Annotated in this window: 13 protein-coding genes; 11 read left to right on the top strand and 2 right to left on the bottom strand. The window is 68.5% G+C overall.

Annotated features, from left to right (window positions below; all coding sequences use genetic code 11):
• The first annotated feature begins 124 nt into the window (after positions 1 to 124).
• Complete coding sequence (locus tag BRO63_RS11780; RefSeq protein WP_088140100.1) at positions 125 to 763, top strand: TetR/AcrR family transcriptional regulator; 639 nt, start codon at positions 125 to 127, stop codon at positions 761 to 763.
• On the opposite strand, the gene BRO63_RS11775 is transcribed toward BRO63_RS11780, so the two are convergent.
• Positions 724 to 1,989, bottom strand: a complete 1,266-nt coding sequence (locus BRO63_RS11775; RefSeq protein ID WP_088139976.1) for an MFS transporter — start codon at positions 1,987 to 1,989, stop codon at positions 724 to 726. The two genes, BRO63_RS11780 and BRO63_RS11775, sit on opposite strands and share 40 nt — an antisense overlap.
• A gap of 105 nt (positions 1,990 to 2,094) precedes the next feature.
• Here BRO63_RS11775 and BRO63_RS11770 point away from each other — a divergent pair, with 105 nt between their 5' ends.
• From BRO63_RS11770 to BRO63_RS11725, 10 genes are all read left to right on the top strand, one after another.
• Positions 2,095 to 3,048: a LysR family transcriptional regulator gene (locus BRO63_RS11770; RefSeq protein ID WP_088139975.1), complete on the top strand. Its 954-nt coding sequence runs from the start codon at positions 2,095 to 2,097 to the stop codon at positions 3,046 to 3,048.
• Between the two features lie 118 nt (positions 3,049 to 3,166).
• Entirely contained in the window at positions 3,167 to 3,970 is an 804-nt protein-coding gene (gene hutG / locus BRO63_RS11765; protein WP_088139974.1) for an N-formylglutamate deformylase, read from the top strand.
• A 176-nt stretch (positions 3,971 to 4,146) separates the two neighbouring features.
• Positions 4,147 to 5,328: an ABC transporter substrate-binding protein gene (locus tag BRO63_RS11760; RefSeq protein WP_088139973.1), complete on the top strand. Its 1,182-nt coding sequence runs from the start codon at positions 4,147 to 4,149 to the stop codon at positions 5,326 to 5,328.
• Between the two features lie 85 nt (positions 5,329 to 5,413).
• Positions 5,414 to 6,271: a branched-chain amino acid ABC transporter permease gene (locus tag BRO63_RS11755; protein WP_054456535.1), complete on the top strand. Its 858-nt coding sequence runs from the start codon at positions 5,414 to 5,416 to the stop codon at positions 6,269 to 6,271.
• Positions 6,268 to 7,284, top strand: coding sequence for a branched-chain amino acid ABC transporter permease (locus BRO63_RS11750; protein ID WP_088139972.1), 1,017 nt, complete (start codon positions 6,268 to 6,270; stop codon positions 7,282 to 7,284). The genes BRO63_RS11755 and BRO63_RS11750 overlap by 4 nt, the downstream gene beginning before the upstream one ends.
• Positions 7,281 to 8,036 carry an ABC transporter ATP-binding protein gene (locus BRO63_RS11745; RefSeq protein WP_088139971.1) on the top strand — a complete coding sequence of 252 codons (756 nt, stop codon included), beginning with the start codon at positions 7,281 to 7,283 and terminating at the stop codon, positions 8,034 to 8,036. The genes BRO63_RS11750 and BRO63_RS11745 overlap by 4 nt, the downstream gene beginning before the upstream one ends.
• The gene (locus BRO63_RS11740; protein ID WP_088139970.1) at positions 8,033 to 8,740 is read left to right on the top strand and encodes an ABC transporter ATP-binding protein; all 708 of its coding nucleotides are present in this window, start codon (positions 8,033 to 8,035) and stop codon (positions 8,738 to 8,740) included. Before BRO63_RS11745 ends, BRO63_RS11740 begins: the two co-directional genes overlap by 4 nt.
• Complete coding sequence (locus tag BRO63_RS11735; protein WP_088139969.1) at positions 8,737 to 9,975, top strand: thiolase family protein; 1,239 nt, start codon at positions 8,737 to 8,739, stop codon at positions 9,973 to 9,975. Before BRO63_RS11740 ends, BRO63_RS11735 begins: the two co-directional genes overlap by 4 nt.
• 30 nt (positions 9,976 to 10,005) lie before the next feature.
• On the top strand, positions 10,006 to 11,535 hold the full coding sequence (locus tag BRO63_RS11730) for an AMP-binding protein (protein ID WP_088139968.1): 1,530 nt from the start codon (positions 10,006 to 10,008) through the stop codon (positions 11,533 to 11,535).
• A complete protein-coding gene (locus BRO63_RS11725) occupies positions 11,532 to 12,260 on the top strand; it encodes a GntR family transcriptional regulator (RefSeq protein ID WP_088139967.1) in 729 nt (242 codons plus the stop codon). Before BRO63_RS11730 ends, BRO63_RS11725 begins: the two co-directional genes overlap by 4 nt.
• Positions 12,261 to 12,275: 15 nt before the next feature.
• Here BRO63_RS11725 and BRO63_RS11720 read toward each other — a convergent pair whose 3' ends face one another.
• A complete protein-coding gene (locus BRO63_RS11720) occupies positions 12,276 to 13,244 on the bottom strand; it encodes a LysR substrate-binding domain-containing protein (protein WP_088139966.1) in 969 nt (322 codons plus the stop codon).
• Positions 13,245 to 13,301: the final 57 nt, after the last annotated feature.

Genomic DNA, 13,301 nt, shown 5'->3' with positions numbered 1-13,301 from the left:
CGGCGGGTCACAGCTGCTTGGATGATGTTGCAAGCGCGTAATGTACTATACATTACACATTTTCAGCCAGGCATTCCGCCCGGCGCAAGAGCATCCGCGACCGATACGCGGCCATGGGAATGAAGTGAACACGATTCCAGACGATACGGCGCCGCGCGCGCTGACCAGCCGGGGCGAGGCGCGTCGCGTGCGCCTGCTCGAAGCCGCCACGCAATCGTTGCTGGAGCACGGCTATGCGCAAACGTCCATCCAGCGCATCGTGCGGCAGGCGGGCGGCTCGGCGGCCACCGCCTATCAGCTGTTCGGCAACAAGGAAGGCCTGCTGGTCGCGGTGCTGGAGCATGAATTGCACGGCATGCGCGCCGCCGTGTTCGCCGACGTCATGCAGGACCAGCCCGTGGGCCCCGCCCTGCACGAGCTGTCGCGACGTCTGCTGAGCTACACCCTGCTGCCCAAATCGGCCGCGCTCTACCGCCTGATCGTCTCGGAATCGCATCGCCTGCCGCATCTGGCCGAAGCCTTGCGGCTGGCGGTGGAAATGCAGCTGTACGCGCCCCTGGAGCAATGCCTGAAACGGGCCTGCGAGCGTGGCGAATTGCGTATCGACGACCCGCGTTTGGCGGCGCGCACCCTGGGCAACCTGATCAACGGCATCGCCTCGCACGCGCGGCTGACCGGCGGCCGCGCCGAAGGCCCGGACGAGGACCATCTGGCGACCTGCCGTTACGGCGTGGACACCCTGTTGCGCGCCTTCCGCGCGTAGCCGCCGCGCCACTCCCCCCACCCGGCCCGCGCCAGCATCAGCGCCGGCCACAGCATGCAGGCCGCGGCCAGCCACAGATTGGCCCGCAGCCCCAGCGCGTCCACGCTGGGCACGCCCAGCAGCGAACCTGCCGCGATGCCCAGGTTGAACACCGCCACGAACAGCGAGGTGGCGGCCTCCACGGCGTCCGGCGCCGCCGTCATCATCCAGGTTTGCAGCGACACCGACACCGCGCCATAGGCCAGGCCCCACAGCAGCAGCAAGACCGCCGCGGCCGGACGCAACTGGCCCAGCATGCCCAACAGCAGCAGAACCATCAGCAGGCTGAGCGCGATCGTGAGCAAGGTGGCGGCCGGACGCGTGGCGGCCGCAGCCCCGCCCAGGAAATTTCCCGCCACGCCCGCCACGCCATAGGCGAAAAGCAGCGGCCCGATCCAGTTCTCGCCGAACGCCGCATGGATCTGCAGCAGCGGACGGACAAAGGTATAGGCCATGAAATGGCCCGCGACCAGGAACAGCGTGATCCAGAGGCCCCGCCGCAAACCAGGATTGGCCAGCTGCGACGCCAGCTGGCGCGGGCGCAGCGAGCGCGCCGCAGGCAGCGGCGGCAGGCTCAGCAAGGCCATGAGCAGCACACCGGCGCATAGCGCCGCCATGGCGGCAAAGGCCGCCCGCCAGCCGGCCAGCCCGCCGATGAAAGCGCCCAGCGGCACGCCCAGCACGGACGCCACCGCGACGCCGCCGAAGATGATGGAGGTGGCCAGTCCCACGGCGCCCGGCCCGACCAGCCTGCCCGCCAGTCCGCCCGCGATCGCCCAGACCCCGCCGATGCAGAAGCCCACCAGCACCCGCGCCGCCAGGAACCACGGCATGCTGGGCGCCCAGGCGCTGGCCGCGTTGGCGCAAACCAGCAGCGCCAGCAGGCCGCACAGGATCGCGCGGCGGTCCGCGCCCTTTGCGCCGAGGACGACCAGCGGCGCGCACAGCGCCGCCAGGATGGCGGGCACGAACAGCATGAAACCGCCCATGCCCACTGAAACGTCGAGCGCCGCGGTGATGGGCACGAACAGCCCCACCGGCAGCATTTCGCTCGTCACCACGCAGAAGGTCGCCAGGCCCACGGCGGTCACGCCCAGCCAAGCGCGCCAACCGGCGCGCCCCGCCATGGGTTCAGTCAACGAAGCGCCGGCGATGGCGGGGTCTTCAAGGGAAATGCCGCGGGTCATGATCTGTGGTTCCAGGTAAGGCCCTTGCCGGGCCGACCCCTAGGCAGTCTACTGTTTCCATTTCGCTGATAAAGTAGGAAAACCAATAAACACAAGGGACGAATCGTGCGCAATTCACCCTACCCGGCCGCTCGGTTGGATCACATCGGCGACCTGCTCGCGTTCGTACGCGTGGCCGACACGCAAAGCTTTACCGCCGCGGCCGAAAAGCTGGGCCTGTCGCGTTCGGCCATCGGCAAGTGCATCGCGCGCCTGGAACTGGGCCTGGGCGCCCGGCTGCTCCACCGCAGCACGCGCAGCGTCAGCCTCAGCGACGAGGGCCGCGTCTTCTACGAACACGCGCAGCGCATCCTGTCCGAGGTCGACAACGCCACCGACGCCATGGCCAGCCGCAAGCAGGCGCCGCGCGGCCGCCTGCGCATCGACCTGCCGGTATCGCTGGGGCGGCTGCACATCATGCCGCTGCTGCGCGGCTACCTGCGGGATTGGCCCGAGGTCGAGGCGGACGTCAGCTTTTCCGACGACTACATCGACCTGGTGCGCGACGGCGTGGACGTCGCCATCCGCATCGGCGGCGAAACCGACAGCCGGCTGGTGCGTCGGGTGCTGGCGCCGCACCGCCTGATCACCTGCGCCTCGCCGCGCTATCTGGATCGGCACGGAGTCCCCGCCGTCCCGGATGACCTGGCCGGCCATCACACCCTGGCCTACACCCATGCCGGCGCGCTGGTGCCCTGGCGCTTTGCCGTCAACGGCCAGGAACGCAGCGTCCATGTCGCCGGACGCCTGCGGCTGGGCAACACGGAAGCGCTGCGCGACGCCGCGCTGGCGGACGAAGGCATCGTCCAGCTGGGCGCCTTCCTGGTCGGCGAGGACCTGCGCGCCGGCCGGCTGGCGCCAGTGCTGGAAGCCGTGGCGCCCGCCGGCGCCCCCGTGTGCGCGGTCTATCCGCACCGCCGCCACCTGGCGCCCAAGGTGCGCGTCCTGATCGACGCCATCGCCAATGGATGGAGCGGCGGCGCGCCCTGGGCCTGCGACGCCGCGCCGCCACAGCCATAGGCATGCGCCCGATCCACTATGATTGCCGGCATTGCCCCGCCGGGCGCAATACCGGATACCCAGGGACGCTGCCAGCCATGCCCTAGCCTGCGCCCCGCCATTTCCCCCGGAGTTTTACTTGAGCGACATCTACCAATTCAGCCGCGGCACGGCGCCGCTGCTGATCTCCATTCCCCACCTGGGCAGCATGATTCCCGACGCGCAACGCGCGCAGATGACGCCGCTGGGCCTGCAGTCGGGCGATACCGACTGGCACCTGGACACGCTGTACCAATTCGCCGAAGCGCTGGGCGCGTCCGTCATCGGCGCGCGCTATTCGCGCTATGTGGTGGACCTGAACCGCCCGCCCAACGATGAAAGCCTGTATCCCGGCCAGACCAAGACCGGCCTGTGCCCGGCCCAGACCTTCCGCGGCGACGCCCTCTACCGCAACGAAGCCGTCCTGACCGAGGCCGAACGCGAACACCGGCTGCAGGCCTACTGGAAGCCCTACCACGCCAAGCTGTGCGAGGAAATCGACCGCATCAAGGCCGAACACGGCACCGTGCTGCTGTGGGAAGCGCACTCGATCGCCAGCGTGCTGCCGCGCCTGTTCGAGGGCAAGCTGCCCGACCTGAACATCGGCACCGCCGACGGCGCAGCCTGCGCGCCCGACATCCTGGCGACGGTCGAAGCGCGGCTGCGCGAAAACACCGCCTACACCTGGGCGGTGAACGGCCGCTTCAAGGGCGGCTACATCACGCGCCACTACGGCAAGCCGGCGGACAACATCCACGCCATCCAGCTGGAAATGTGCCAGTCCACCTACATGGACGAAACGCATCCCTACGCCTATCGCCCCGAACTGGCGGACAAGGTCATTCCGCTGGTCGAAGGCATGGTGCAGTCGGCGCTGCGGCAAACCGAGACGCGCCAGCGCTGATCGCAAGCCGGCCCCCGCCCCGAACCGCTCCAGGCGTTTGCCGCCTTGGGGCGGTTTTTTTTCGCCTCGACGCCCGGGTATTCCCCAAGTTTTCACATCACAATCCAAAACGTAGTATCTCAACCGAGCTACGTAAAACATTACGAGCCATAATGAAAAATACGTGGAGACAAAAAATGAAGACATGGAGTCACGCCGCCTGCGGCGCGCTGGCGCTGTGCGCCCTGTATGCGACAGGGGCGCGCGCCGCCGATCCCGACACGTTCAAGATCGGCGGCGTGGTGTCGCTGTCGGGCACCTACGGCATCTTTGGCGAAGACATGCGCAAGGGCGTCACCATCGCCATCGAGCAGCGCGGCGGCAAGGTGCTGGGCAAGCCGATCCAGGTCACCTGGGAAGACGATGAAACCAAGCCGCAGCCCGCGGTGCAGAAAACCACCCGCCTGATCTCCGATGGATCGCAGATGATCTTCGGCGCGGTCAGCTCGGCCAGCACGCTGGCCATCATGAACATCGCCAAGCAGCGCAAGATTCCTCACTTGGTCACCATGTCGGCCGACGACAAGATCACGGTGCCGGGCGGCTCGCGCTATACCTTCCGCACCTCCAACACGCTGGGCATGGAGCAGCGCATGGCGCTGGCCTACTCCAAGGAACAGAAGCTCAAGCGGGTCTACGGCGTGACGGCCGACTACCAGGCCACGCGCGACAGCTGGGACTGGTACCGGCGCGAGGCCGAGAAGGCCGGCATCGAGATCGTGGGCGCCGACTTCCCGCCGCTGGGCAACCGCGACTATTCGTCCATCGCCGACAAGATCGCGCGCTCCAACGCCGACGGCGTGGCGCTGTTCATGACGGGCTCGGACGCCGTCACCATGGTCAAGCAGGCCGGCCAGATCGAACTGGGCAAGACGCGCAAGATCTTCGGGCCGGTGATCGCCGACGAGACCATGGCGGCCGGCGTCGGCCCCACCGCGGTCGGCGTGCAATCGGGCGTGAGATATCACTTCACCGTCGAGAACGACGCCAACAAGGCCTTCGTCGAGGCTTTCCGCAAGAAATACAACGAGTTCCCCTCGGCCGCCGCGGGCGAAGCCTACGACGGCATGAGCTGGTGGCTGGACGTGGTCGACAAGACCGGCACCTGGGACAAGGAAAAATGGGTCGAGGCGTTTGCCGCCAGCGAGCGCACCAACTCCGTGGAAGGCAAGAAGACCATGCGCGCCTGCGACCACCAAGCCATGCAGAACGGCCTGTGGGGCGTGGTGGACACGGGCAAGCCGCCGCAGCCGGCCTACGTCATGGACATCGTCAAGGTGTTCCCGCCGGATCAGGTTTTCGAACCCTGCGCGGGCTGAAGCCGCCGCGTCATGCACCCGCCGGTCCCCGTGGACCGGTTTTCCCCCCGGCGCGCCCTCGCGCGCCGCCTGACGGATTTTTGCCATGTCCACCGTGATCATCGGCCTGAGCCTGGGAATGCTGCTGTTCCTGCTGGCGTCCGGCCTTACGCTTATCTTCGGCATGCTGGGCGTCATCAACTTCGCCCATGGCGCGCTGTACATGCTGGGCGCCTATCTGGCCTTCGACATCCAGCTGCGCACCGGTTCCTTCATCGCCGGGCTGGTCGTGGCGACGGTGGGCGTCGGCCTGGTCGGCGTGGCGATGGAACGGCTGGCCCTGCGGCCGCTGTACAACCGCCCGCACTTCTATCAGCTGATCCTGACCTTCGGCTTCATCCTCGTCATCAGCGAGGCCGTGAAGTTCGTCTGGGGCCTGGGCTACCAGGAAACGCCGATGCCGGCGCTGCTGGCGGGCACGGTCGAGCTGGCCGGCAGCACCATCCCCGTCTATCGCCTGTTCGTCATCGTCTTCGGCCTGCTGGTGTCGGCCGCGCTGTTCTTCGTGCTGGAAAAAAGCACCTTCGGCATGCTGGTGCGCGCGGCTAGCAGCGATGGCGAAATGGTGCGCATCCTGGGCCTGCCGGCCGCCACCATCCGCAGCGCGGTGTTCGGCGTGGGCGCGGCGCTGGCCGGGCTGGCCGGCGCCATCTCCGCGCCGCTGTTTCCGATAGAGCTGGGCATGGCCACCAACACCATCATCGACTGCTTCATCGTGGTGATCCTGGGCGGGCTGGGCAACATCCGCGGCGTGGTCGCGGCGTCGCTGCTGATCGGCATGGTGCGCGCGGTGGGCTACACCTTCATGCCCAGCTGGGTCGACATCCTGACGTTCGCCATGCTGATCGCCACGCTGCTCACCCGTCCGCAAGGACTGTTCTCCCGCCAAGCGAGGCTGGCATGACGACTTCCCGGCAAGACGCCGCCATCGCGGCAGGCGTGGCCGCCGCGGTGATCGCGGTGCCCTTCTGCACGCAAAACGATTTCCTGTTGAACCTGACCATCCTGATCATGGTGTGGTCCATCTTCGCCGTGGGCTTCGACCTGGTGTTCGGCCTGCTGGGCATGGTGTCCTTCGGCCACGCCGCCTTCCTGGGCACCGGCGGCTACGCGCTGGCGCTGGCGACCCAGCGCTACGGCCTGCCGTTCGAGGCCGGCCTGGCGCTGGCCATCGTGGCGGGCGCCGCCTGCGCCTGGATCTTCAGCGTGTTCGCGCTGCGGGTCTCGGGGATCTTCTTCGCGCTGGTCACGCTGGCGCTGTCGCAGCTCATGTACATCCTGGCCGACAGCAAGCTGCGCGAATGGACCGGCGGCGCCGACGGCCTGCCCGGCATCGGCCGGCCGGAACTCGCGGGCATCGACTTCTTCGATACCGTGAACTTCTATTGGTACGTCGCCGCCGTGTTCGCCCTGGTGATGGCCTTGATGGCGATGCTGCGCGCCTCGCCCTTCGGCCGCGCGGTCTCGGGCGTGCGGCAGAACGAGATCCGCGCCGCGCAACTGGGCTACAACGTGCAGCGCCTGAAGCAGATCACCTTCCTCGTGTCCGGCGCGGTCGGCGGCCTGGCGGGCGGACTGCTGACCGCGGTGCTGATGTACATGAACCCGCAGATGCTGCACTGGACCACCTCTGGCGACGTCATCATCATGACCCTGCTGGGCGGCGCCGGCACGCTGTGGGGACCGGTGGCCGGCGTGCTGCTGTTCGAAGCGCTGAAGGAATGGCTCAGCGGCTGGACGCCCTACTGGTACGGCATCCTGGGCCTGGTCTTCATCCTGGCCACGCTGTATTTCCCGCAAGGGGTGCTGGGCGCGCTGCAGGCCCGCTGGAGCCGCAGGCGCCCCGCGGCCCCGGCCCCCGCCAGTCCATCCGCGTCCGCCGTGCCGCTGGCCCCGCGCGAAGGGAGCCCGTCATGAGCGATATCGCCCTGCAATGCGAACAGGTCAGCGTCACCTTCGGCGCGCTGCGCGCCATCGAGGACTTCAGCTACGCCTTCGAAACCGGCCGCGTCTACGGCCTGATCGGCCCCAACGGCGCCGGCAAGACCACCCTGCTCAACGTGCTATCAGGCAACCTGCCCGGACATGGCGGGCGCATCCTGTGCCACGGCGCGGACATCTCGCGCCTGCGGGCCCATGAACGCGCCCGGCACGGCATCGGCCGCAGCTTCCAGATCACCAAGATCTTTCCTGAAATGACGGTGCTGGAGAACCTGCGCATCGCCGCGCAGATCAGCCATTCGCATCTGCTGCCGTTCTGGCTGGCGCCGCGCTACGACCGCCGCCTGGCGTCCACCATCGACGCCATGCTGGAACTGACCGACCTGACGGCCTGGCGCGACACCGTGGCGGGCACTTTGTCCTACGGCTTGCAGCGCGCGCTGGAGCTGGGCCTGACCCTGCTGCCCGACCCGCGCATCCTGCTGCTGGACGAACCGCTGGCGGGCGTGGGCCACCACGAAATCGCGGCCGCCACCCGCCTGATCCGCCATGCGGCCGCCGGCCGCACGGTGCTGCTGATCGAACACAACATGGACGTGATCATGACGCTGTCCGAACACATCGTGGTGCTGTCCAACGGCCGCAAGGTCGCCGAGGGACCGCCGGCCGCCATCCGCGACGACGCCACCGTGCGCGCCGTCTACCTAGGCGAGGAGGTGGCGGCATGATCGAACTGCAACACGCCAGCGTGCATTACGGCCAGGCGCTGGCGCTCAAGAACATCGCCTTGCGCGCCGCCCAGGACGAGATCGTCGCCATCGTGGGGCGCAACGGCGCCGGCAAGTCCACCGTGCTCAAGACGCTGATCGGGCTGCTGCCGCTGTCCGCCGGCAACCGCCTGATCGCCGGCCAGGACGCCACGTGCCGCGCCGTCGAACAGATCAGCCGCGACGGAATCGCGCTGGTGCCCGACACGCGCCGCATCTTCCCCAACCTGACGGTGCGGGAGAACCTGCGCATGGGCGCGCTGGCACACCAGCCCGGCTACTGGACGCAGGACCGGGTGCTGCAGGCCTTTCCGCGGCTGGGCGAACGCATAGGCTTCCATGGCGACCAGCTGTCCGGCGGCGAACAGCAGATGCTGTCGATCGCGCGCGCCCTGCTGGGCAATCCGCGCGTCCTGCTGCTGGACGAGCCGACCGAGGGACTGGCGCCGCGCATCGTCAACGAACTGATCGAGGTCTTCGCCGAAGTCCACCGCCAGGGCACGGGCATCGTGCTGGTCGAACAGAACCTGAAGGTCCCAGCCCGCCTGGCGCACCGCCAGTACGTGCTGGACCACGGCGAAATCGCCTGGAGCGGATCGGCCGCGCAAGTCCAGGCCGACCGCCACATCATCGAATCCATCCTCACCACGGGCATCCAAGCATGAGCAACGACACCACCTACATCGCGGGCGTGGGCATCACCCGCTTCGACAAGCAGCCTGCCAGAAGCGTCAAGGACCTGGTGCGCGACGCGGTCACGCAGGCGCTGGCCGACGCGGGCTGCGACGCCGCCGACCTGCAGGCAGCCTACTTCGCCACCGCCGGCCAGGGTTCCATCGAAGGCCAGTACATGGTGGCGGGCCAGGTCGCGCTGAAGGCCATGGGCATCGCCGGCATCCCCGTCACCAACGTCGAGAACGCCTGCGCCAGCTCCAGCACCGCGCTGAACGCGGCGCACTTGTACGTGGCGTCGGGCGCGGGTGACATCTGTCTGGCCGTGGGCGTGGACAAGCTGTTTTCCGAGGACAAGGCCAAGAGCTTCGCCGTGTTCGACGGCGCCTGGGACGTGCACGACGCGCCGGCGCAGATGGCCCGGCTGATGGTGCTGGCGCCCGACGTGACGCCTCCGCCCGGCTTCGAGGAACCGGGCAAGCGCAGCGTGTTCATGGACATCTATGCCAGCCTGGCGCGGCTGCACATGAAGACCTTCGGCACCACCCAGCGCCAGCTTGCCGCCGTGGCCGCCAAGAACCACATGCATTCCACCCGCAATCCGCTGGCCCAGTTCCAGTACCCCATGACGATAGACGAGGCCCTGGCCGCGCGGCCCGTGTCCTGGCCGCTGACCCTGCCCATGTGCGCCCCCATCAGCGACGGCGCGGCCGCCGCCATCGTCTGCAACGCCCAGGGCTTGAAGCGCCTGCAACGCGCCCGCGCCGTGCGCCTGTACGCCAGCGTGCTGCGCACCGCGACTGACCGCCCGGCCGATCACTACGACCAGCACCTGTGCCATCTGGCCGCGCTGGAAGCCTATGAGCGCGCCGGTGTCGGCCCGCGGGACATGTCGCTGGCGGAAGTCCATGACGCCACCGCATTCGCCGAGATCCAGCAGACCGAGGCGCTGGGCTTCTGCGCCTTCGGCGAAGGCGGACCGATGGCCGAATCCGGCGCCACCAGCCTGGGCGGCCGCATCCCCATCAACGTGTCCGGCGGCCTGTTGTCGCGCGGCCACCCCATAGGCGCGACCGGACTGGCTCAGGTCCACGAAATGGTGATCCAGCTGCGCGGCGAAGCCGGCGCCCGCCAGGTCGAAGGCGCGCGCTTCGCCATCGCCGAGAACGGCGGCGGCTTCAACGGCGTGGAAGAGGCGGTGACCTGCATCACCCTGCTCGGCCGCTGATCCGCGCGCCCCATCAACCCAGAGACCGCCATGCATCTCAGCTCTCTCTTTCACCGCAGCGCCACGATTTACGCCGATCAGCCCGCGCTGGCCGCCGGCACCCGCGATCCCCTCAGCTACGCCCAGCTCCAGGCGCGGGTGCAGGCGCTGGCCGGCTGGCTGCGTGGCCCGCTGGGCCTTTTGCCCGGCCAGCGCGTCATGCTGGCGCTGCGCAACCACCCCAGCTACATCGAATCGATGCTCGCCATCTGGCATGCTGGCCTTTGCGCCGTGCCGGTCAACGCTAAGCTGCATCCCAACGAACTCGAATACATCCTGCGCGACAGCGATGCGCGCCTGTGCCTGTCGCAGGGCGAATTGCTGCAGGCGCTGGCGCCCGTCGCCCGCAGCCTGCCAGCGACGCGCGTGGTGGACGTGGAATCGGCCGACTACGCGGCCGGCGCGCGGGGACTGCCCTTGGCCCTGGAAGCGCGTCCGCCGCAGGACCTGGCCTGGCTGTTCTATACCAGCGGCACCACCGGCAAGCCCAAGGGCGTCATGCTCAGCCACGCCAACCTGGTCGGCATGTGCCTGAACTTCTATGCCGACGTGCAGTCGGTGCAGCCCGGCGACGCCATGGTCCACGTGGCGCCGCTGTCGCACGGCGGCGGCCTCTACAGCATTCCGTACTGGCTGCACGGCGCCTTGCAGATCGTGCCCGACAGCGGCGGCCTGGACGAAGAAGAACTGTCCGGGCTGCTGACGCACTACCGCAACGTCAGCCTGTTCGCCTCGCCCACCATCGTGCAGCGCATGGTGCGCCACGCCCGCCAGGCGGGCGGCCCGCCGCCCGGCCTGCGCACGCTGGTCGTGGGCGGCGCGCCGTTCTACATCGAAGACATCAAGGACGCAGTGGCCTGCTACGGCGCGCGCGTGGCGCAGATCTATGGACAGGGTGAAAGCCCCATGTCGATCTCGGCCCTGTCCGCGGCCCAGATCGCCGACGCCGTGGCCCGCGACGATGACGCGCTGCTGGGTTCGGTGGGCTACATCCAGTCGGCCATGGACGTCGAAATCCGCGAGGCCTCCGGCCAGCGGGCAGCCCCTGGCGAATTGGGCGAAGTCGTCGTCAGCGGACCGACGGTGATGCAAGGCTACTGGAACAATCCGCGCGCCACCGCCGACACGCTGGCCGGCGGCTGGCTCCATACGGGCGATATCGGCATCCTGGACGAGCGCGGCCTGCTGCACCTGAAGGACCGATCCAAGGACGTCATCATCAGCGGCGGCACCAACATCTATCCGCGCGAAGTGGAAGAGGCGCTGATGCGCCACGACGCCGTGCAGGAAGTCTCGGTGGTCGGCAGCCCCGACCCCGAATGGGGCGAATCTGTGCTGGCCTTCGTGGTGCTCAAGCCCGGCGCCCGGGCCTCGGAACAGGACCTGGACCGGCTCTGCCTGGCATCCATCGCGCGCTTCAAGCGCCCCAAGCGCTACGTCTTTCTGGAGGAGCTGCCCAAGAACAGCACCGGCAAAGTGTTAAAACGCGAACTCCAACAACGCGCGCTTCCGACTCCATGACCCAGTCCTCCCCCCTCTTTGGCCGCACGGCTGTCAGCCAGACCGAAAAGGCCTATTGCGCCCTGGAGGAAATGATCGTCACGGGCGAACTGCCGCCCGGCAGCCAGTGGTCGGAAACCACCCTGAGCGAACGCGTCGGCATCGGCCGCTCGCCGGTGCGCGACGCGCTGCAGAAACTGGCGTTCCAGCGCCTGGTGGAAATCGCCCCGCGCCAGGGCATCTTCATCTCCGAGATCGACTACCAGGGCCAGTTGAAGATCATCCAGGCGCGGCGCGAAATCGAACGGCTGATCGTGGCGCAGGCGGCGCAGTGGGCCGACGACGGCGAGCGCGCCGAACTGGCGCGCCTGGCCCGCGAACTCGAAGACCTGAAGGCCGTCAACGACATGCGCATGTACATGCGCCTGCATTTCAGCCTGACCAGCCAGATCGGCGCCGCCTCGCGCAACAGCTACGCGGCCGAGTTCCACGCCATGCTGCAGACGCTGGCGCGGCGCTTCCTGTACTTCCACCAGAAGCGCCATCCGGACCTGGTGCAGATCTGCGAGCTGCACATCCAGCAGATCAACGCCATCGTCGAAGGCTCGGTGGAGCGCGCCATCGCCACGGCCGAGGCGCGCAACGACTACGCCGAGAACCTGGCGCGCAATATCCTGATGGAGCTGATCGTCACGTCGGCGGTCACCATCAGCTCCCCGCCGCGCGGCAGAAGCGGCGCGGACTGAAGCGCGGGCGCGGCCTCAACGGCCCGTGTCCGCCAGGTTCTGCCAGGCGCCGGTGCTGCGTCCCTCTTCGGCCAGGAACTCCACCAGCGTCGGCAAGGCCGCATCCATGGGCCGGTTGGGCTGCATCCGCATCACGTAGCCCCAGGAGCCCGGCATGCGCAGATGCGGCACCAGGGGCACCAGCCGGCCGCTGGCGAGTTCCTCGTCGATCAGCGGCGCGCGTCCCAGGGCGATACCAACCCCGGCGGCCGCGGCGGCCGCGACCGTGCTCAGGCCGCTCAGCACCATGGGCTCCTGCCAGTCGGATTCGGCCAGGCCCAGGCGCGGGCTCCAGGTGCGCCAGTCGGTCTCGGGGCTGTCCACGTGCTTTTCCTCCAGCCAGCGGTGGCGCAGGAAGACGCCAGGATCGCCGCGCTCGGCCGGATCGACCAGCGACGGGCTGCAAACCGGCACCACGGTCTCGGTCATGAGCGGGATGTCGCCAGGTTCCGCGATATGCGGCCCCATGGCGCGCACATGCAGGAACGCCAGGTCGATGTCCTGGCTTTTCCACGCCGGGTCCTGGCTGGCGTGCAGGTACACCTGGATGTCGATGCCGGGATGCAGCTCGATGAAGCGCCCGATGCGCGGGGCCAGCCACATGGCGGCCAGCGACGGATTGGCGGAAACGTTCAGCGTATCGCGCCGTTTGCCGCGGGCCGAGGCCCGCACGTTGCGGCAGGCGGTCTCCAGCAGGGTCAAGGCCTGTTGCACCGACGCCAGCAGGTCCGCGCCCGCCGCGGTGGTTTCGGCGCGCCGCACCGTGCCGCCGCGGCGCAGCAGCGCCACGCCCAAGTCGGCCTCCAGCGCCCGCAACTGATGGCTGACGGCGCTCTTGGTGACATGGAGTTCGGCGGCGGCGCGGCTCAGGCTGCCCAGGCGGGCGACGGCCTCGAAGGCGCGCAAGGCCGCCAGAGGCGGCGTGTGGTTGGGTAGATCGGCCATGGGTCAAGTCTAGCTCAACCCAAGATTGAAAAACTATCGCTTTCGCCGGGACGCGCG

Source organism: Achromobacter xylosoxidans, from assembly GCF_002192695.1.
In the GTDB taxonomy this organism is placed as follows: domain Bacteria; phylum Pseudomonadota; class Gammaproteobacteria; order Burkholderiales; family Burkholderiaceae_B; genus Achromobacter; species Achromobacter xylosoxidans_C.
Note: the sequence above shows the minus strand (reverse complement) of the source record. Positions and strands in the feature narration are given on the sequence as shown.